The organism is Pseudomonas sp. A-1, from assembly GCF_004801855.1.
In the GTDB taxonomy this organism is placed as follows: Bacteria; Pseudomonadota; Gammaproteobacteria; order Pseudomonadales; family Pseudomonadaceae; genus Geopseudomonas.
Genome location: NZ_SSTC01000001.1, coordinates 1 through 19,612, shown reverse-complemented (window position 1 = coordinate 19,612; position 19,612 = coordinate 1). Strand labels below are relative to the sequence as shown.

At 71.0% G+C, this 19,612-nt stretch carries 17 protein-coding genes; 3 read left to right on the top strand and 14 right to left on the bottom strand.

What is annotated here, in order from left to right; all coding sequences use genetic code 11:
• Nucleotides 1-29: 29 nt before the first annotated feature.
• The 14 genes from ccmI to E5198_RS00020 all read right to left on the bottom strand — a co-directional run bounded on the left by ccmI (nt 30) and on the right by E5198_RS00020 (nt 17,355).
• Nucleotides 30-1,232 carry a c-type cytochrome biogenesis protein CcmI gene (gene ccmI, locus E5198_RS00085; RefSeq protein WP_136487979.1) on the bottom strand — a complete coding sequence of 401 codons (1,203 nt, stop codon included), beginning with the start codon at nt 1,230-1,232 and terminating at the stop codon, nt 30-32.
• The gene (locus E5198_RS00080; protein WP_136487978.1) at nt 1,229-1,720 is read right to left on the bottom strand and encodes a cytochrome c-type biogenesis protein; all 492 of its coding nucleotides are present in this window, start codon (nt 1,718-1,720) and stop codon (nt 1,229-1,231) included. Before E5198_RS00080 ends, ccmI begins: the two co-directional genes overlap by 4 nt.
• Complete coding sequence (locus tag E5198_RS00075; protein ID WP_136487977.1) at nt 1,720-2,250, bottom strand: DsbE family thiol:disulfide interchange protein; 531 nt, start codon at nt 2,248-2,250, stop codon at nt 1,720-1,722. Before E5198_RS00075 ends, E5198_RS00080 begins: the two co-directional genes overlap by 1 nt.
• Nucleotides 2,247-4,220 (bottom strand): heme lyase CcmF/NrfE family subunit, encoded by a 1,974-nt coding sequence (locus E5198_RS00070; protein ID WP_136487976.1) that lies wholly within the window; start codon nt 4,218-4,220, stop codon nt 2,247-2,249. The genes E5198_RS00075 and E5198_RS00070 overlap by 4 nt, the downstream gene beginning before the upstream one ends.
• Nucleotides 4,217-4,696 (bottom strand): cytochrome c maturation protein CcmE, encoded by a 480-nt coding sequence (gene ccmE, locus E5198_RS00065; protein WP_136487975.1) that lies wholly within the window; start codon nt 4,694-4,696, stop codon nt 4,217-4,219. The genes E5198_RS00070 and ccmE overlap by 4 nt, the downstream gene beginning before the upstream one ends.
• Nucleotides 4,693-4,869 carry a heme exporter protein CcmD gene (ccmD, locus tag E5198_RS00060; RefSeq protein WP_090347346.1) on the bottom strand — a complete coding sequence of 59 codons (177 nt, stop codon included), beginning with the start codon at nt 4,867-4,869 and terminating at the stop codon, nt 4,693-4,695. The genes ccmE and ccmD overlap by 4 nt, the downstream gene beginning before the upstream one ends.
• Nucleotides 4,866-5,609, bottom strand: coding sequence for a heme ABC transporter permease (locus E5198_RS00055; RefSeq protein WP_136487974.1), 744 nt, complete (start codon nt 5,607-5,609; stop codon nt 4,866-4,868). The genes ccmD and E5198_RS00055 overlap by 4 nt, the downstream gene beginning before the upstream one ends.
• 17 nt (nt 5,610-5,626) lie before the next feature.
• Entirely contained in the window at nt 5,627-6,298 is a 672-nt protein-coding gene (gene ccmB / locus E5198_RS00050; protein ID WP_136487973.1) for a heme exporter protein CcmB, read from the bottom strand.
• On the bottom strand, nt 6,291-6,884 hold the full coding sequence (gene ccmA, locus E5198_RS00045; protein ID WP_372239852.1) for a cytochrome c biogenesis heme-transporting ATPase CcmA: 594 nt from the start codon (nt 6,882-6,884) through the stop codon (nt 6,291-6,293). Before ccmA ends, ccmB begins: the two co-directional genes overlap by 8 nt.
• Before the next feature lie 218 nt (nt 6,885-7,102).
• Entirely contained in the window at nt 7,103-7,969 is an 867-nt protein-coding gene (locus E5198_RS00040) for a P-loop NTPase (RefSeq protein WP_236574771.1), read from the bottom strand.
• Nucleotides 7,966-9,420 (bottom strand): sigma-54 dependent transcriptional regulator, encoded by a 1,455-nt coding sequence (locus E5198_RS00035; RefSeq protein WP_136487971.1) that lies wholly within the window; start codon nt 9,418-9,420, stop codon nt 7,966-7,968. Before E5198_RS00035 ends, E5198_RS00040 begins: the two co-directional genes overlap by 4 nt.
• 154 nt (nt 9,421-9,574) lie before the next feature.
• A complete protein-coding gene (locus E5198_RS00030) occupies nt 9,575-10,969 on the bottom strand; it encodes an MFS transporter (RefSeq protein ID WP_136487970.1) in 1,395 nt (464 codons plus the stop codon).
• A gap of 81 nt (nt 10,970-11,050) precedes the next feature.
• Entirely contained in the window at nt 11,051-12,394 is a 1,344-nt protein-coding gene (locus E5198_RS00025; RefSeq protein ID WP_136487969.1) for a glutamine synthetase family protein, read from the bottom strand.
• A gap of 101 nt (nt 12,395-12,495) precedes the next feature.
• Nucleotides 12,496-17,355 carry an NAD-glutamate dehydrogenase gene (locus tag E5198_RS00020; RefSeq protein ID WP_136487968.1) on the bottom strand — a complete coding sequence of 1,620 codons (4,860 nt, stop codon included), beginning with the start codon at nt 17,353-17,355 and terminating at the stop codon, nt 12,496-12,498.
• Between the two features lie 176 nt (nt 17,356-17,531).
• Between E5198_RS00020 and E5198_RS00015 the strand changes: the two genes are divergently transcribed.
• From E5198_RS00015 to E5198_RS00005, 3 genes are all read left to right on the top strand, one after another.
• Entirely contained in the window at nt 17,532-18,491 is a 960-nt protein-coding gene (locus tag E5198_RS00015) for a MoxR family ATPase (RefSeq protein WP_136487967.1), read from the top strand.
• 10 nt (nt 18,492-18,501) lie between these two features.
• Complete coding sequence (locus E5198_RS00010; protein WP_136487966.1) at nt 18,502-19,449, top strand: DUF58 domain-containing protein; 948 nt, start codon at nt 18,502-18,504, stop codon at nt 19,447-19,449.
• On the top strand, nt 19,446-19,612 hold a 167-nt coding region (locus E5198_RS00005; protein ID WP_136487965.1), incomplete at its 3' end, for a DUF4381 family protein. The genes E5198_RS00010 and E5198_RS00005, both read left to right, overlap by 4 nt.

The following is a 19,612-nucleotide window of genomic DNA, read 5'->3' as shown; positions in this document are numbered from 1 at the left end:
CGCTCCGCCGAGGGGAGCGGCCGTGGCGGTCAGGGCTGCTCCGCCTTGTCGATCACCAGCGCCTGCTCGCCCGCCTCGAGGGTCTTGAGCACGCCGCTCTGGCCGATCCACTCGCCCTGCATCGGGCTGCCGGCACGGGAGATGCGCGCCACCAGCTGGATCTCGGCGAAGTTGGACAGCTTGAGCTGCGGCATCATCGCATCGGCATCGGAGAGGCTGACCTCCACCGGCAGGTCGGAGACCTTCAGGCGCTTGGCGGCCAGCGGCATCGGCGGACCGGAGGCGGCACGGGCGAAGACGAACAGCGTGTCGTCCGGCTGCACCTTGCCGGCCAGTTCCGGGGCCAGGCTGACCCGGACCTTGAGCTCCACCGCGGCCGGCGCGACCGGCGCCTCGGGCACCTTCTCGCCGCGGGCGACCAGCTGCTCGCGGGCGCGCTCGATGCCGCCCTCGATGGCCTGGCGCGACGGATCGTTCGGCTCCAGCACCGCCACCAGACGCTGCCAGTAGCCCATGGCGTCGCCATAGCGCTGCTCCTCGAAGGCGGCGATGCCGAGCAGGCCGAGGGTGGTGACCTCCTGCGGATCGAGCCTGAGCGCCTCCTCGCCGAGGCTGCGCACCTGCTCGGTGAACTTCTGCCCCTCGGCGAAGTACAGCGCCTGCGCCCACTGGCCGAGCAGCTCCGGCTGGCGGCCGGCCAGTTCGGCGGCGCGGGCGAAGGCCGGGGCGGCGTCCCCGGGACGCTGCTGGGCCATGTAGCTGCGACCGAGGAAGTACCAGGCCTCGGCCTGGTCCGGCTGCAGGCGCACGGTTTCCTCGAGGCGCGCGATCACCTCGTCCATGTTCTTCGGCGCCACGGCCAGTTGTTCGCGCAGCTTCAGCGCATCGCTGGCGCCCCAGTGCAGGTACAGGGCGAGGCCGGCGACCGGCACCAGCACGGCCAGCGTCAGCGGCAGCCAGCGGCCCAGCGGGCGACGCGCCGCCTCGGCCTGCTCGGCGTCGTCCAGCAGCTCGCGGGCGGCCTCGCTGCGCCCGGCCTCCAGCTGGGCGGCATCCAGGCTGCCGGCGGCATGCTGGGCGTCCAGCTCGGCGATGCGCTCCTGATACAGGGCGACGTTGAGGGCGGTGCGGTCTTCCTCGGCCTGGGCGCGGCGGCCGCGCAGCAGCGGAATCAGCAGGAAGGCGAGCGCTGCCAGCAGCAGCACCGCGGCAGCAAGCCAGAAAGCGGTCATTGGTCAGCCTTGCTCTTGTCGGAAGCGTTCTTCAGCAGTTGGTCGAGGCGCGTGCGCTCCTCGGCGGAGAGGTCGGCGCCCTGGCCGGATGCAGCGGGACGGCGGCGACGCAGGACGATCAGCGCCAGCACGCCGAGACCGCCGCCGAGCAGCAGCCACGGGCCGTACCAGAGCAGCCAGGTACGCGCATCGACCGGCGGGTTGTAGCGTACGAAGTCGCCGTAGCGGGCCACCAGGAAGTCGACGATCTCCTGGTTGCTCTTGCCTTCGCCGAGCATGCGGTGGATCTCGCGGCGCAGGTCCATGGCGATCGGCGCGTCGGAGTCGGCGATGTTCTGGTTCTGGCACTTCGGGCAGCGCAGCTCCTCGGTGAGGGTGCGGTAGCGCTCGCGCGCCGCCTCGTCCTTGAACTCGTAGGTGTCGATGGCCGCCTGGGCGCCCAGCGACAGGGTCAGGCCCAGCAGGGCTGCGGAGAGCAGTCGTTTCATCAGCGCGCGTCCACCAGTTGCTGGTACAGCGGGGCCAGCTGTTCGCGCCAGACGCGCTCGTCGATGGCGCCGACGTACTTGTGACGGATGATGCCGTCCTTGTCGATCAGGAAGGTTTCCGGCGCGCCGTAGACCCCGAGGTTGATGCCCAGGCTGCCCTGCGGGTCCTCGACGTTGAGGCGGTAGGGATTGCCCAGATCGTTGAGCCACTTGCGCGCCGCCTCGCCGTTGTCCTTGTAGTTGACGCCGTAGACCACCACGCCCTGCCCGGCCAGCTGGTTGAGCATCGCGTGCTCGGCGCGGCAGGTCGGGCACCAGGTCGCCCAGACGTTGACCAGCGCCGGCCCCTTGAGGTCGCCGGAGCTGACGGTGCGCGCCGGGTCTTCCAGCGACGGCAGGGCGAAGCCGGGCAGCGGCTTGCCGATCATGGTCGTGCCGATGTCGCGCGGATCGAGGAACAGGCCCTTGTAGAGGAAACCGGCCAGCACCAGGAAACCGAGCAGCGGCAGCAGCAGGATTGCCCGTTTCATGCTTGCACTCCAGTCATGCCCAGCGCCTCGCGGGCCTTGGTGGTCACCTTGACCCGGTAGCGACGGTCGAGCGCGGCGAGCAGGCCGCCGCAGGCCATCAGCAGGCCGCCCAGCCAGATCCAGCGCACGAACGGCTTGACGTGCAGGCGCACGGCCCAGGCGCCGTTCTCCAGCGGCTCGCCGAGGGCGACGTAGAGGTCGCGGGTGAAGCCCGGATCGATGCCGGCCTCGGTCATCGGCATGCCGCGCACCTGGTAGATACGCTTCTCCGGATGCAGCACGGCGATCTCCTCGCCATCCTCCAGCACGCGCACGGTGCCGCGATCGGAGGTGAAGTTGGGGCCTTCGTGGTGACGGGTACCGTCGAAGGCGAAGCGGTAGCCACCGACTTCCACCGACTCGCCGGGCGCCATGCGCAGGTCACGCTCGACGTTGTACTGGCTGGACAGCACGATGCCGAGGGCGGTCACCGCGATGCCGAAGTGCGCCAGCTGCATGCCCCAGTAGCTGCGCGACAGGCCGGCGATGCCCTTGACCAGCCCCTTGTGGCGGGTCTTGTCGAGCAGGTCGCGCAGCCCGGCGAGCACCACCCAGGCGGCCAGCAGGCAGGCGGCCAGCACCGCCCAGTGGAAGTCGCCGAGCAGGAAGGCGGCAGCGACGCCCAGCACGCCGCTGGCGACCAGCACCGGCAGCAGCATGCCGCCCAGCCAGCCCAGCGGGGTGTCCTTCCAGCGCACCAGCACGCCGACGCCCAGGGCGACCATGAGGATGGCCATCAGCGGCAGGAACAGCGCGTTGAAGTACGGCGGGCCGACCGACAGCTTGGCGCCGGACAGGGCGTCGAGCACCAGCGGATAGAGGGTGCCGAGCAGGATCATGGCGCAGGTCACCACCAGGATCAGGTTGTTGGCCAGCAGCAGGGTCTCGCGCGACCACAGGCCGAAGCCGATGACGCTCTTGACCACCGGCGCGCGCAGGGCGAACAGGGTCAGCGAGCTGCCGACCACGAACAGCAGGAAGATCAGGATGAAGGTGCCGCGCTCGGGATCGGCGGCGAAGGCGTGCACCGAGGTCAGCACGCCGGAGCGCACCAGGAAGGTGCCGAGCAGGCTCAGCGAGAAGGCGGCGATGGCCAGCAGCACCGTCCAGCTCTTGAACACGCCGCGCTTCTCGGTCACCGCCAGCGAGTGCAGCAGCGCGGTGCCGACCAGCCAGGGCATGAACGAGGCATTCTCCACCGGGTCCCAGAACCACCAGCCGCCCCAGCCCAGCTCGTAGTAGGCCCACCAGGAGCCGAGCACGATGCCGATGCTGAGGAAGGCCCAGGCGACTATGGTCCACGGCCGCGACCAGCGCGCCCAGGCGGCGTCGAGGCGGCCGCCGAGCAGGGCGGCGATGGCGAAGGCGAACACCACCGAGAATCCGACGTAGCCCATGTACAGCATCGGCGGGTGGACGATCAGGCCGAAGTCCTGCAGCAGCGGGTTGAGGTCGCCACCGTCGCGCGGCGCGTTGGGCAGCAGGCGCGCGAAGGGGTTGGAGGTGACGATCAGGAACAGCAGGAAGCCGACGCTGATCATCCCCATCACGCCGAGCACGCGGGCCAGCATCACCTCCGGCAGCTGGCGGGAGAACACCGACACGGCGAAGGTCCAGCTGGCGAGGATCAGCGCCCACAGCAGCAGCGAGCCCTCGTGGGCGCCCCACACCGCGCTGAACTTGTAGAACCAGGGCAGCGCGCTGTTGGAGTTGCTGGCCACGTAGGCCACCGAGAAGTCGTCGACCAGGAACGCCTGGGTCAGGCACAGGAAGGAGAACAGCAGGAAGGCGAACTGGCCCCAGGCCGCCGGGCGGGCCAGGCTCATCCACTGCGCGTCGCCGCGCCAGGCGCCGATCATCGGCAGGGTCGCCTGCACCGCGGCCAGGCACAGGGCGAGGATCATGGCCAGATGGCCGAGCTCGGGAATCATTGCTTGCCCTCCGCGCTACCCATGGCCGCCGGCGGCATGCCGGCCGGCAGCTTGCCGCTGTCCTTGAGCGCCTTGGTCACCTCGGGCGGCATGTAGTTCTCGTCGTGCTTGGCCAGCACCTCGTCGGCGACCAGCACGCCGCTCGCGTTGAGGCGGCCGAGGGCGACTATGCCCTGCCCCTCGCGGAACAGGTCGGGAAGGATGCCGCGGTACTGGATGGTCACGTCCTTGGCATAGTCGGTGACCACGAACTGCACGTCCAGCGAGTCGGCCGAGCGGCTCACCGAGCCCTCCTTGACCATGCCGCCGGCGCGGATGCGGGTGTCCTGCGGCGCCTCGCCAGCGGCGATCTGCGTCGGCGTGTAGAACAGGTTGATGTTCTGCTGCAGGGCGCTGAGCGCCAGGCCGACGGCCACGCCGACGCCGGCGAGGATGCCGAGGATGATGAACAGGCGCTTCTTGCGGACAGGATTCATTGCTTGCTCTCCCGGCGCAGACGGCGCGCCTCGTCTTGCAGGTAACGGCGGCGCGCCAGGATCGGCAGCGCGACGTTGAGGGCCAGGACCGCCAGGCTGATGCCGTAGGAAGTCCATACGTACAGGCCATGCTTGCCCATGGCGAGGAAATCGGCGAAGGACTCGAAACTCACAGGCTGCGCTCCACTTCGGCTTTGACCCAGCTGGCCCGCGCCTCGCGCTTGAGCACCTCGAGGCGCATGCGCAGCAGCAGGCTGACGGCGAAGAAGCAGTAGAAGCCGATGACCATGATCAGCAGCGGCACCCACATCTCCGGCGGCATCGCCGGCTTCTCGGTGATCTTGAAGGTCGCCGGCTGGTGCAGGGTGTTCCACCACTCCACCGAGTACTTGATGATCGGGATGTTGATCACGCCGACGATGGCCAGCACGGCGCAGGCCTTGGCCGCACTGTCGCGGTTGCTGATCGACTGGCCGAGGGCGATCACCCCGAAGTAGAGGAACAGCAGGATCAGCATCGAGGTCAGGCGCGCGTCCCACACCCACCAGGCGCCCCAGGTCGGCTTGCCCCACACCGCGCCGGTGACCAGGGCGATGAAGGTCATCCAGGCGCCGAGCGGCGCGGCGCACTGCAGGGCGACGTCGGCCAGCTTCATCTTCCACACCAGGCCGACCACCCCCGCCACCGCCAGCATGATGTAGCAGGACTGGGCGAGGATCGCCGCCGGCACGTGGATGTAGATGATCCGGAAGCTGTTGCCCTGCTGGTAGTCCGGCGGCGCGAAGGCCAGCCCCCACACGGTGCCGACGGCGAGCAGCAGCGCCGCGGCCACGCTCAGCCAGGGCAGCCAGCGGCCGCTGATCTCGTAGAACCATTTGGGCGAGCCGAGCTTGTGAAACCACGTCCAGTTCATCGAAGGATGCTCACTTCTTATTCGCCGACACTGATGTTCAGGCCGGCGGCGATGGCGAAGGGGGTCAGGGTCACCGCCAGGGCGGTGAGGCTGGCCAGCCACAGCAGGTGGCCGGCCGACGGCAGGCCCTGCAGGGCCGACTGCAGGGCGCCGCTGCCGAGGATCAGCACCGGGATGTACAGCGGCAGGATCAGCAGCGCCAGCAGCAGGCCGCCGCGCTTGAGACCCACGGTCAGCGCCGCGCCGACCGCGCCGAGCAGGCTGAGGATCGGCGTGCCGAGCAGCAGGGAGAGCAGCAGCACCGGCAGGCAGCGCGCCGGCAGGCCGAGCATCAGCGCCAGCAGCGGCGCCAGCAGGACCAGCGCCAGGCCGGAAAACAGCCAGTGTGCCAGTACCTTGGCCAGCACCAGAAGGGGCAGCGGGTGCGGCGAAAGGACCCACTGCTCCAGCGAGCCGTCCTCGAAGTCACTGCGGAACAGGCCGTCCAGCGACAGCAGCACGGCGAGCAGCGCGGCGACCCACACCAGGCCGGGCGACAGGGTTTCCAGCAGCTTGCTCTCCGGTCCGACGGCCAGCGGGAACAGCGCCACCACGATGCCGAAGAACACCAGCGGGTTGAGCAGCTCGGCCGGGCGGCGGCACAGCAGGCGCGCCTCGCGCACCAGCAGCTGGGTGAACACGTTACTCATCGGCGACGCTTCCTGCGCGGGCGAGGTCCAGCTCGCGGTAGCCGGCCGGCTTGCGGGTCAGGCTGTGGTGGGTGGTCAGCACCACCATGCCGCCCTGCTCGCAGTGGCGGGCCAGATGCTCCTCGAGCTGGGCCACGGCGTGCTTGTCGAGGGCGGTGAAGGGCTCGTCGAGGACCCACAGCGGCGGCGGATCGAGGTACAGGCGGGCCAGGGCGACGCGGCGCTGCTGGCCGGCGGACAGGGTATGGCAGGGCACGTCCTCGAAGCCGCGCAGGCCGACCGCGTGCAGCGCCTGCCAGATGGCGTCGCGGGTTTCCATGGTGTGCAGGGCGCACAGCCAGGCGAGGTTCTCCTCGGGGCTGAGCAGGCCCTTGATGCCGGCGGCATGGCCGATCCACAGCAGGTTGCGGGTCAGCTCACCGCGCTGTTCGCTCAGCGGCTTGCCGGCCAGGCGGATCTCGCCCTCGGTCGGCTGCATCAGCCCGGCCAGCAGGCGCAGCAGGCTGGTCTTGCCGCTGCCGTTGGGGCCGGAAATCTGCAGCATCTCGCCGGGATGCAGGGCGAAGTCGAGCCGCTCGAACAGCATGCGCAGGTCCCGCTCGCAGGCGAGCGCAACGGCTTCGAGGAAGGGACTGGTCACTGCATGGCTACCCGTCGGCAGAGCGATCGAAAACGTCGGCCGGGACTAGTCCCGGCCAGGTCGGGCGGCATTATACATATGCCCCCGAAGGGCCGTGGATCGTATTTTCGACAGCTTATGACCGGCTTAAGGAGGAGATGCGACCGGCTGTCGCAGCCCCGACTTCAAGGCCGGGGCTGACGCCCCTGCCCCTGCGCCGCGACCAGCCGCTCGACGAAGAACTCCAGATGGCCGCGCGGATTGGCCGGCAACGGCCAGCCGTCGATCTTTTCCGCCAGCGCCGTGTAGGCCTGGGCGGCACGGCTGCGCGGGAACACCTCGAGCAGCGGACGCTGGCGCTGCACCGCCCGGCGCAGCGAGTCGTCGAAGGGAATGGCGCCGACATAGTCGAGCGACACCCCGCCCAGCGGCTCGGTAAGACGCAGCAGCTGCTGGTGCAGGGCCGGCCCTTCCTGGGCGGCGAAGGTCATGCTGGCCAGCAGGCGGAAACGGTTCATGCCGTGCTCGCGGTTCAGCCGGGTGATCAGCGCCAGGACATCGGCACGGGCGGCCGGCTCATCGTTGACCACCAGCAGCGCCTCGCTGGCGGCATGCAGCAGGGTGGTCACGCCGCGGCCGATGCCCGGCGCACAGTCGACCAGCAGCACGTCCGGCGCGCGCGGCAGCTCGCTGAAGGCGCGGATCAACCCGCCCAGCTGCAGGGCGTCCGGCTCGCGGGGTTCGCCCGGCGAACCGGCGATCAGCTGGATGCCGCCCGGTCCGCCGACCAGCGCATCGGCCAGGCGGCAGCGCCCGGCCAGCACGTCGGCGAGGGTGCGCGGCGGATTCAGGGCCAGGGCCGCATCGACGTTGGGCAGGGCGAAGCTGGCGTCGAGCAGCAGCACCCGCCGGCCGCGGGCGGCCAGCGCCCAGGCCAGGTTGATCGCCGCCTGGGTCTTGCCGACGCCGCCCTTGCCGCTGGCGACCGCGATCACCTGTACCGGCGCGACGGCGCTCGGCTGCGCGCGCAGCGACGCGATGTGCGGGCTCACAGCTCGCCCCCTTCCTCGTCGTCGCGCCGGCCCATGCCGTACTTGCGCATCTTCTCCACCAGGGTGGTGCGGCGCACGCGCAGGCGCTCGGCGGCGCGCGCCACCACCCCGCCGGCATCGTCCAGCGCCTGCTGGATCAGCGAGCGCTCCAGGCTGTTGAGATAGTCCTTGAGGTCCAGGCCACCGATCGGCAGCAGCGCCGGGGCGTCGATGCCCGGCAGGGCGCCGCCCGGCTCGCGCTGCGGGCCCTCCTCGGCCTGACCTTCCTCGCCGTCGAGGTGGCGGAACTTCTTCGGCAGCTCGGCGACGCCGATCACCCCGTAGGGATGCATGATCGCCAGGCGCTCGACCAGGTTGGCCAGCTCGCGCACGTTGCCGCGCCAGTCGTGGCGGCACAGCGACATCAGCGCCGCCGAGCTGAAGCGGATCGAGCCGCGCTTCTCGTGCTCCATGCGCGCGATCAGTTCGTTGATCAGCAGCGGGATGTCCTCGACCCGCTCGCGCAGCGGCGGCAGCTCGATGGAGAACTGGTTGAGCCGGTAGTAGAGATCGTCGCGCAGCCGCCCATCGGCCACCCGCTGCTCGAGGTCGTGACGGGTGGCGGCGATCACCCGCACGTCGACCGGCCGCGCCAGGTCGCTGCCCGTGCGCTTGAAGCTGCCCTCCTGCAGCACGCGCAGCAGGCGCACCTGCAGCTCGGCCGGCAGGTCGGCGATCTCGTCGATATACAGGGTGCCGCCGGCGGCCAGTTCCAGGCGGCCCTGCCGGCTGCCGATGGCACCGGGCAGCGCGCCGGCCTCGCAGCCGAACAGCTCGCTTTCCAGCAGCTCCGGATCGATGGCCGTGCAGCTGATCGGCACGAAGGGAAACTCGCGACGGCTGGAATGGTAGTGCAGGTTGCGCGCCACCACTTCCTTGCCGCTGCCGGGCTCGCCGAGCAGCAGCACGCCGACCTCGGTGCCGGCGACCTGCTGCATCTGCTGGCGTACCTGCTGGATCGCCCGGCTGGTGCCGACCAGGCTGCGGAACAGGTTGGACTCGCGCTGCTGACCGCGCTCGCGGGCGGCGTCGAAGGCCTGCTGGTAGACCTGGGCGCGGTGCAGGGCGTCGAGCAGCTGGTTGTAGCTCGGCGGCATGTCGAGACGCGCCAGCACGCGGCGGCGCAGCTCCTCCGGCCAGTCGGCGCAGCTCTGCTCGCCGAACAGCAGCAGCGGCAGGTTATCCACCCGGGCGCCGAGCTGCTTGAGCAGGCGCGGGGCGCCGCCCTTGCTGTCGATCTGACCGAGCAGCACGCAGGACAGACGCACATCCGGCTGCGCTTCGAGCTGGACGGCCCAGTCGCTGCTGGTGCAAGCGCTGCAGGGCTCGCAGAGGAAGTCGAAGATCACCGCCAGATCATGGCGGCGTTGGGGGAGGTCGTCGATCAGCAGGATTCGGGATTCACGCCACATGATTGCTCGGCTGGGGAGGCAGAAAGGGGCCACGGGGACGAAAACGAAGCGCCCCGCCGGTGCTGGCACCGGAAAATTGCACGCAGTAAAGCCAAAAGACTGACGCCAGTCAATTTTATGTGGCGTTTTCCCATCACCCCGAGACTGCGAGCCGCTAGCTAGCCGCCTCGCGCTGCGTCGATATTCCGTCATCCCCCTTGCCCGCCGACTCCCCGGTGGCGGCATCCCCGGCGGCCGTATCCACGGCGGCTGCATCCTCCTGCTCCGGCGGGCTGCCGGCGCCGGCGGCCCCGCCCTGCATCTGCTCCTGCACCACCGCCTCGTCGACGCGCGGGTCGAGCGCCACCGACAGCGGCGAGCCGGCCATCGCCACCGGCACGGCGACGTGCTGGATCGGCGCCTCCTCGACACGGTGCAGGCCATGCACATCCTGCGGTCGCACCCGCCAGACCAGCACCAGCGCGCAGGCGCCGATGAACAGGTAGAGCAGCCGGGGCACGCCACGGCTCATCAGCTCGCCGGCGATCAGCGGGCCGAGGCAGGCGCCGACACCGAACACCAGCAGCAGCATGGCCGACAGGGCGACGCGGCGCTCCTGCTCGACGTGATCGTTGGACAGCGCCACCGCCAGCGGATAGAGGGCGAACAGCAGCAGGCTGACCACGAAGCCCACCGCCAGCATCAGCGCCAGCGGCGGACGCGGCAGCAGGCCCAGCGGCAGCACGCTGAGCGCCAGGGCGACGGCGATCAGACGGATCAGCAGGCTGCGGTCGAAGCGGTCGGACAGGCGGCCGAGCGGCGCCTGCACCACCAGCCCGGCGAGCACGCAGGTGGTCATGAACAGGCCGACCTCGCGGGTTTCCAGGCCCTGCGCGCCGGCGTAGACCGGCCCCAGGCCGTAGAAGGCGCCGATCGCCAGGCCGGCCATGGCCACCGTGGTCATCGACTGCGGCACCCGCTTGAGGAAGAAGCGCGGCTCCAGCGGCGCCGGCTTGAGCGGCGCCGGGTGGATGCGCCGGGTGGTGGCCACCGGCACCAGGCACAGCGAGAAGCACAGCGCCACCAGCAGCAGCGGCTCGAGGCCCAGCGCCGGGCGCACCACCAGCACCAGCTGACCGAGCACCAGGCCGAGGTAGCTGGCGGTCATGTACATGGAGAACACCCGGCCGCGCTTGCGCGGTTCGGCCTGCTCGTTGAGCCAGCTTTCCACCACCATGAACTGGGTCATCATGCCCAGGCCGATCAGGAAGCGCAGCGGCAGCCAGGCGGCCAGCCAGGGCAGCAGGCCATGGGCGATCACCGCGGCGCTGACCATGCCGCCGGCCGCCACATAGGCGCGCACATGGCCGACCCGGCTGATCATCAGGTGACCGAACTTGCCGCCCAGCACCAGGCCGGCATAGTGCGCCGCCATCAGCCAGCCGGCCTGGCCGGCGGCGCCCTCGGCGGCCATGCGCAGGGCCAGGTAGGTGGTCAGCAGGCCCGAGCCGAGCAGCATCAGCAGGGTCGCGGTGAACAGCGAGGGGAAGGCGAAAATCGAGCGGGGCATGCATCCTCCGGGGGTTGGCCGGCGCGCCGGCGGGCGGCGGGCGGGATCGGCAGCAGCGCCGCCCCGTCCCGCCGCCGGGGTTCACAACTGCGGCGCCAGCACGCGGCGCTCCCAGGGCGTGATCTCGGCGAGGAAATCGGCCAGCTCCAGGGTCTTGCTGGCCAGGTAGCCGTCGATGAACTCGTCGCCGAACAGTTCGCGGGCCAGGCCGCTGCGCTGCAGGCGGTGCAGCGCCTCGTTCATGCTGGTGGGCAGGCGCAGCGCATCGGGCACCTGGAACTCGCCGCGCGCCGGCAGCGACGGCTGCAGGCCACGCAGCAGGCCATAGAGGCCGGCGCCGAGGCTGGCGGCCAGCGCCAGGTAGGGGTTGGCGTCGGCGCCCGGCAGGCGGTTCTCCACCCGCCGCGCCTCCGGGCCGCTGGCCGGGATGCGCAGGCCGGCGGCGCGGTTGTCGTAGGCCCAGCAGGCGTTGTTCGGCGAGGCGTAGGGGTGCGCCAGGCGGTGGTAGGAGTTGACGTTGGGCGCCAGCAGCAGGGTCAGTTCGGCCAGCCCCGCCTGCAGGCCGCCGATGAACTGGGCGAAGGCCGCGGTCGGCTCGCCGGCGGCATCGCTGAACAGGTTGCGCCCGCGCTCGTCGACCAGGCTCTGGTGGATGTGCATCGAGCTGCCCGGCACGCCGCCCAGCGGCTTGGCCATGCACACCACGATCAGCCCGTGGCGGAGCGCCACCTCGCGCAGCAGGTGCTTGAACAGGAAGGTCTGGTCGGCGATCCGCAAAGCGTCGCCGTGGGGGAAGTTGATCTCGAACTGGCTGACGCCCATCTCGTGCATGAAGGTGTCGCGCGGCAGGCCGAGCGCCGCCATGCAGCGGTAGACCTCGGCGAAGAACGGCCGCAGGCCGTTGCTCGAGGCGACGCTGAAGGCCGAGGCGCCGACCTCGCGGCGCCCGTCCAGGCCCACCGGCGGCAGGAACGGCTCGCGCGGATCGGGGTTGGGCGCGAAGACGAAGAACTCCAGTTCGGTGGCCACCACCGGGGTGATGCCCAGTGCCGCGTACTCGGCGAGGATCCGCCGCAGCAGGCCGCGGGTGGACAGCCCGCAGGGCCGGCCGTCGACTTCCAGCGCGTCGCAGATCGCCAGCGCGCGCGGCGTGTCGCTCCACGGCAGGATGTGCACCTGCTGCGGGTCGGCGCGCAGCGCCAGGTCGCCGTCGTCGCCGCCGTAGAAGCTGGCCGGCGGATAGCCGCCCATCAGGCACTGCAGCAGCACGCCACGGGCCAACTGCAGGCGCCGCCCGGAGAGGAAGCCCTCGGCGGTCATCACCTTGCCGCGCGGGATGCCGTTGAGGTCCGGCGTCACGCACTCGATTTCCTCGACCGCCGCCAGACGCTCGGCGAACTGCAGCAACTCTTCCGGACTCTTCATCGTTTCCCTCCCTGACGCCTCGACACCGATGCCCTGCGCATCACCACCCTCATCCGTGCAGAATCTCTCACTGCCCGTGCACAATTTCAACCACTCTCGCCCTACGGGATGCCCACCCCCGCCTGGGCGCTCTGCGCCAGGTCCTGCAGCTCGCGGTTGGCCACCGCGTACACCGCGTAGTCGCTGCCACTGGCGGCGCGCAGCTCGGCCAGCAGGTGGCGCCAGCGCCCCACCAGCGGCTGGTGGTGGGCCAGCCACAGGGTCAGGCGGTTGTCGATCTCCACCGGCCCCTCGGGCATCTGCAGCACGGCGATGGTGATCGCCCGCTGCTGCCAGTCGAGGTCGTCGCGCAGCGACTCGCGGGCCAGCGCCTGCCAGTTGTTCTCCACCGGCAGGGCGTTGAGCTGCTGCAGGTACCAGCCCAGCTCCAGCTCGGCGCCCACCGCGAAGTAGCAGGCGGCCACCCGCATCGGCGGCTGGCCGGTGACGTCGGCGGCCTCGATGATCGGCAGCAGGGTGTACAGGTCGCCGCAGCTGGCCAGCCGGCGCGCCAGCCCGGCCGGCACCCCGGCGCCTTCCAGTTCCTCGCGGCGCGCCAGCCAGGCGGCGCGCGCCGGCCCCTCGAGCAGCTCCTCGAGGTTGTCGATCAGCGCCTTCACGCAGGGCGCGAAGTGCTCGACGGCGCGCGCCATGTCCAGCTCACTGCGCCGGTTGCGCAGCAGCCAGCGGGTGGCGCGGCGGCCCAGGCGCATCAGCTCCTCCATCAGCGCCAGCTGCAGCTCGGCGTCGACCTGATGGTCGAGCGCCTCGATCTGCTGCCACCAGTGCGGCAGGTCGAACAGGTCGCGCACCACCACCCAGCCGCCGGCGATGTGCGCCGCCGACAGGCCGGTGGACTCGTTGAGGCGCTGGACGAAGGTCACCCCCATGTGGTCGACCAGGTCGTTGGCGATGCGCGTGCTGATGATCTCGCGGCGCAGGCGGTGGTGCTCCAGGGCCTGCGGGAAGCGTGCCAGCAGCTGCGGCGGGAAGGCGTGGTCGAGCTCCTCGCGCAGGTAGGGATCGTCCACCAGCGGCGAGTGCAGCAGCGCCTCCTTGAGGTCGAACTTGCTGTAGGACAGCAGCAGCGCCAGCTCCGGACGGGTCAGCGCCTGGCCCTGGGCGACCCGCGCGTTGAGCTCGTCGTCGCCGGGCAGGAACTCCAAGGCGCGGTCCAGGCGCCCGCGGCTCTCCAGGTCGAGCATCAGCCGGCGGAACTCGCCGAGGCGCCCGCGCGCGTGGCGCTGGGCCAGCGACAGCGCCTGCACCTGGCGGTAGCTGATGCCCAGCACCAGGCCGGCCACCGCCTCGGTCATCTCGCGCAGCAGCTCGTTGCGCTGCTTGAGGGTCAGATCGCCGGCGCGCACCACCTCGCCGAGGAGGATCTTGATGTTGACCTCGTGGTCCGAGCAGGTCACCCCGCCGGCGTTGTCGATGAAGTCGGTGTTGCAGGCGCCGCCGCGCAGGCAGTACTCGACCCGCCCCAGCTGGGTCATGCCGAGATTGCCGCCCTCGCCCACCACCTGGCAGCGCAGCTCGCGGCCGTCGACGCGCAGGGCGTCGTTGGCCTTGTCGCCGACGTCCATGTGGCTCTCGTGGCTGGACTTGACGTAGGTGCCGATGCCGCCGTTCCACAACAGGTCGACCGGCGCGCGCAGCAGCGCGCTGATCAGCTCGTTGGGCGGGAGCTGCTCGGCGTCGATCGCCAGGCGCGCGCGCACCTCGGGGCTGATGGCGATGCTCTTGGCGCTGCGCGGGAACACCCCGCCGCCGGGCGAGATCAGCGCCGCGTCGTAGTCGGCCCAGCTCGAGCGCGGCAGGGCGAACAGGCGCTGGCGCTCGGCGAAGCTCGCCGCCGGATCGGGATTCGGGTCGAGGAAGATGTGCTGGTGGTTGAAGGCGCCGATCAGCAGCAGCTGCTCCGAGCGCAGCAGGCCGTTGCCGAACACGTCGCCGGCCATGTCGCCGATGCCGACCACGGTGATCGGATCGCGCTGCACGTCGATGCCGCGCTCGCGGAAGTGGCGCTGCACGCCGACCCAGGCGCCGCGCGCGGTGATGCCCATGCCCTTGTGGTCGTAGCCGGCCGAGCCGCCGGAGGCGAAGGCGTCGCCCAGCCAGAAGCCGTAGTCGGCGGACAGCGCGTTGGCGATGTCGGAGAAGGTCGCGGTGCCCTTGTCGGCGGCCACCACCAGGTAGGGATCGTCCTCGTCATGGCGCACCACGCCCGGCGGCGGCACCACGGCGCCCTCCACCAGGTTGTCGGTCAGGTCGAGCAGGCCGCTGACGAAGATGCGGTAGCAGGCGATCGCCTCGGCCTGGATCTCGTCGCGCGTGCCGCCGAGCGGCAGGCGCCGCGGCACGAAGCCGCCCTTGGCGCCGACCGGCACGATCACCGCATTCTTCACCTGCTGCGCCTTGACCAGGCCGAGCACCTCGGTGCGGTAGTCCTCCTCGCGGTCCGACCAGCGCAGGCCGCCGCGCGCCACCTTGCCGCCGCGCAGGTGCACGCCCTCGACCCTGGGCGAGTAGACGAAGATCTCGTAGCGCGGCACCGGCCGCGGCATCTCGCTGATCAGGTGCGGGTCGAGCTTGAAGCTCAGGTAGTCCTTGGCCGCGCCGTCCGCGCCGCTCTGGTAGAAGTTGCTGCGCAGGGTGGCGCGGATCAGCTCCAGGTAGCGGCGCAGGATGCGGTCCTCGTTGAGCACCTGGACCTGCTCCAGCGCGCCGAGAATGGCCTGTTCCAGACGCTGCTGCTTGTCCGCCAGCTCCTCGACCGGCAGCTTGCGCGCCAGGTAGAAGCGGGTCTTGAACAGGCGGATCAGCTCGCGGGCGATGTCGGCGTGGTTGCTCAGGGTGGCGGCGATGTAGCCGAGGTCGAAGCCCAGGCGGATCTGCTTGAGGTAGCGGCCGTAGGCGCGCAGCACCGCCACCTCGCGCCAGGGCAGCCCGGCGCCGAGCACCAGGCGGTTGAAGCCGTCGTTCTCGGCGTCGCCCTGGACGATGTGGATGAAGGCGTCCTGGAGGATGTCGTTGAGCTGCACCAGGTCGACGTCGATGCCCTCGGCGTAGGTGAAGTTGTAGTCGTGGATCCAGAACTGGCTGCCGTCGTGGCGGCGCAGGCGGAAGGGGAACTCGCCGAGCACGCGCAGGCCGAGGTTCTCGAGGATCGGCAGCATGTCCGACAGCGCCAGCGGCGTCTCGGCGTGGTAGATCTTGCAGTGCAGGTTGCGGCCGCGCTCCAGCGGCGCCTGGTAGAACCTCAGTACCAGCGGCCGCTCGCGCGACAGTTCGAGCAGGTGGCGCAGGTCGACCACCGCCTCGTGCGGCTCGAAGCGCTCGCGGTAGCCGGCCGGGAAGCCGCCGGCGGCCAGCAGGTCGGTGGCGCGCGCCTCGCCGAGGCTCTCCACCAGCAGGCTGGCGAACTCCTCCTGCCAGCCGCGGCAGGCCTGGATCACCTCCTGCTCCAGCACGCGCGCCTCGATCGCCGCCGGGCGCTGCGGGTCGACGCGCAAGATGAACTGCACGCGCGCCAGCACCGACTCGGAGAACCAGGTCCAGAACTCGCAGTCGCTGGCGCCCAGCCGCTCGCGCAGCACCCGCTCGATGCGCTGGAGGATCTCGCTGGAGTAGATGTCGCGCGGCACGTAGACCAGGCAGTAGCAGAAGTGGCCGTAGGGGTCGCGGCGCAGGAACACGCGCAGGCGCTTGCGCTCCTGGATCTGCACGATCGCCACCGCGGTGGCGGTCAGCTCCTCCACCGGGGTCTGGAACAGGTCGTCGCGCGGCAGCACCTCGAGCACCTGTGCCAGGCTCTTGCCCAGGTGAGCGCCGGGGGCGAAGCCGGCGCGGCGGATCACCTCGGCCACCTTCTGCCGCACGCAGGGGATGTGGCGCATGCTCTCGACGTACACCGGCGAGGTGTACAGGCCGATGAAGCGGCACTCGCGCAGCACCTGGCCGTCCGGGCTGAACTGGCGCAGCGACACGTAGTCCGGGTAGGCCGCGCGGTGCACCCGCGCCGGCTGGTCGGCCTTGGCGAACGACAGCAGGCAGGGCGCACGCAGCCAGGCCATGGCCTGCGCCGACACCCAGCGCTGCGCCGCCGGCAGGCCCGGGCGCAGGCGCCGCGACAGGCCGAGCAGCGAATCCTCGACGTAGACCAGCAGGCCGCTGCCGTCGGCCTGCGCCTCGACGGTGAACTCCTCGTAGCCGAGGAAGGTGAAGTGGTTGTCCAGCAGCCAGTCGAGGAACGCGGCCACCTCGGCGCAGTCCTCGACGTGCGCGGCCAGGCAGGCCGGCTCGAGATTGTCCAGCAGGGCGCGCACGCGCGCCTGCATGGGCGCGAAGTCGCCCACCGCCAGGCGCACGTCGCCGAGCACCTCGTGCAGCGCCTTGGCCAGCATGTGCTGCTCGCCGGCGTTGGCGCAGCGGTCGATCTCCAGGCACAGCAGCGCCTCGCGGCGCACCTCCGGCCCTTCGGCGCCGGCCTCCAGCAGCTCGAGCAGCTCGCCGTCGGCGCCGCGGCGCAGGCTCAGCACGCAGTTCTGCAGGCTGTGCACCGCGTGGCCGCGGCGGCGCAGCTCCATGTGCAGCGAGTCGACCAGGAACGGCATGTCGGCATGCAGCATCTGCAGCACGGTGTGCGGCGACTGCCAGCCGTGGCGTTCGTAGTCGGGGCTGAACAGCACCACCTGCGGCTCGCCCGGGTCGAAGCGCTCGAGCAGGCGCCAGGCCGACAGGCAGGCGCCGGCCAGGTCGGCCAGGCGCCGCTCGGCCAGCTCGTCGAGGGCCACGCTAGCGAAGAACTGGCGGGCGAACAGGTCCACCTGGCCGAGCCCGCGCTCCTCGACCTGGCGCGCCAGCACCTCGTGCAACTGGCGATGGAAATCGTCCCGGTCCACTGCACTGAACAAACCCATGACTGTTCTCCGCTGGCCGCCACCGGCCGCTGCCTTCTGACACGTTAGCAGGGCTGCCGGCGCCGGCACACCCGTTCGGCCGGCGACCGCGCGGCGTTGGTCGAGGCGGGGGCAGATGGATTAAAGTGGAGGCCGAGCCGGCGCCCTGCGCCGATAACCCCCTGCCGAGTCCGGACATGCCCCATCGTGATGCGCTGATCGCCCTGCGCCAGTACCTCTCCAGCCAGATCCTCGGCCAGGAGCGGCTGGTCGAACGCCTGCTGATCGCCCTGCTCGCCGACGGCCACCTGCTGGTCGAGGGCGCGCCGGGGCTGGCCAAGACCAAGGCGATCAAGGACCTCGCCGCCGGCCTCGAGGCCGAGTTCCACCGCATCCAGTTCACCCCCGACCTGCTGCCGGCGGACATCACCGGCACCGAGATCTACCGCCCGGAAACCGCCACCTTCGAGTTCCAGCGCGGGCCGATCTTCCACAACCTGGTGCTGGCCGATGAGATCAACCGCGCCCCGGCCAAGGTGCAGTCGGCGCTGCTCGAGGCGATGGCCGAGCGCCAGGTCAGCATCGGCCGCAGCACCTACGAGCTGCCCGGGCTGTTCCTGGTGATGGCCACGCAGAACCCCATCGAGCAGGAAGGCACCTACCCGCTGCCCGAGGCGCAGCTCGACCGCTTCCTGATGCACGTGAAGATCGGCTACCCGGACGCCAGCGTCGAGCGGCGGATCCTCCAGCAGGCGCGCGGCGAGGCCATCGGCGGCGAGGCGCAGCCCGAGCAGCTGGTCAGCCAGGAGGCGATCTTCGCCGCCCAGCGCGAGATCCTCGGCCTGTACATGGCCGACGCGGTGGAGGAGTACCTGGTGCAGCTGATCATGGCCACCCGCCACCCGGCGCGCTTCGACGCCGAACTGGCCGAGTGGATCGCCTGGGGCTCCAGCCCGCGCGGCTCGATCGCCCTCGACCGCTGCGCGCGCGCCCACGCCTGGCTGGCCGGGCGCGACTTCGTCAGCCCCGAGGACATCCAGGCGGTGCTGTTCGACGTGCTGCGCCACCGCGTCATCCTGTCGTTCGAGGCGGAAGCCGCCGGCGTCGACCAGGACCGCGTGGTACAGCGCATCCTCGACCAGGTCGCGGTGGCCTGAGGCGCTGGCCATGTACGCCGACATGCTGCCGCCGGGGGTGATGGTCAGCCTCGCCGAACTGCTGGAGATGCGCCATCGCCTCGACGAGGTGCAGCTGTTCTCCAGCCCCGGCCGGCGCAGCCCGCTGGTCGGCCTGCACCACTCCAAGCTGCGCGGGCGCGGTGTCGACTTCGACCAGGTGCGCGTCTACCAGGCCGGCGACGACGTGCGCAACATCGACTGGCGGGTCACCGCGCGCACCCAGGAGCCGCATACCAAGCTGTTCCACGAGGAACGCGAGCGCCCGGTGTTCCTCCTCGTCGAGCAGAGCCCGCGGCTGTTCTTCGGCAGCGGCCTGTGCTTCAAGTCGGTGCTCGCCGCGCAGGTCGCCGCGCTGTTCGGCTGGGCCGCGCTGGCCCACAACGACCGCATCGGCGGCCTGGTGTTCGACGACGCCGGCAGCAGCGAGATCCGCCCGCGGCGCAGCAAGCAGAGCCTGCTGCAGCTGCTCGGCCGGGTGGTGCGCGCCAACCAGCAGCTGTCCTCGCGCGACAGCGAGCCCGGCGCCGGCGACGGCCTCGGCCTGGCCCTGCGCCGCGCCCGCGAGGTGCTGCGCCCGGGCAGCCTGGTGCTGGCGATCTGCGACGAGCGCAGCCTGGTGGACAGCGCCGAGCAGCAGTTCGCCCTGCTCGCCCGCCACTGCGACCTGATCCTGCTGCCGCTGTCCGACCCGCTCGACCACGCCCTGCCGGCCGCCGGCCTGCTGCGCTTCACCGACGAGCACGCGCGCCTCGAGCTGGACACCTCTGACGCCGAGCTGCGCCAGGCCTGGCGCGAGCGCGGCGAGGCGCGCCAGCTGCGCTGGCAGCGCCTGGCGCAGAAGCTCGGCGTGCTGCTGCTGCCGCTGTCCACCCAGCGCGACCTGATCGAGCAGCTGCGCGAACAGGTGCTGCCACACCCGCAGGCGCAGCCGGCATGAGCCCCCTCGACCGCCTGGCCGAACCGCTGCTGCCGGCGCCGCCGCCGTTCTGGCCGCCGGCGCCCGGCTGGTGGCTGCTCGTCGCCCTGCTGCTCGCCGGACTCGCCCTGCTGTGGCGCCAGCGCCGGCGCCTGCGGGCCTGGTGGCGCGACCTCGACGCCCC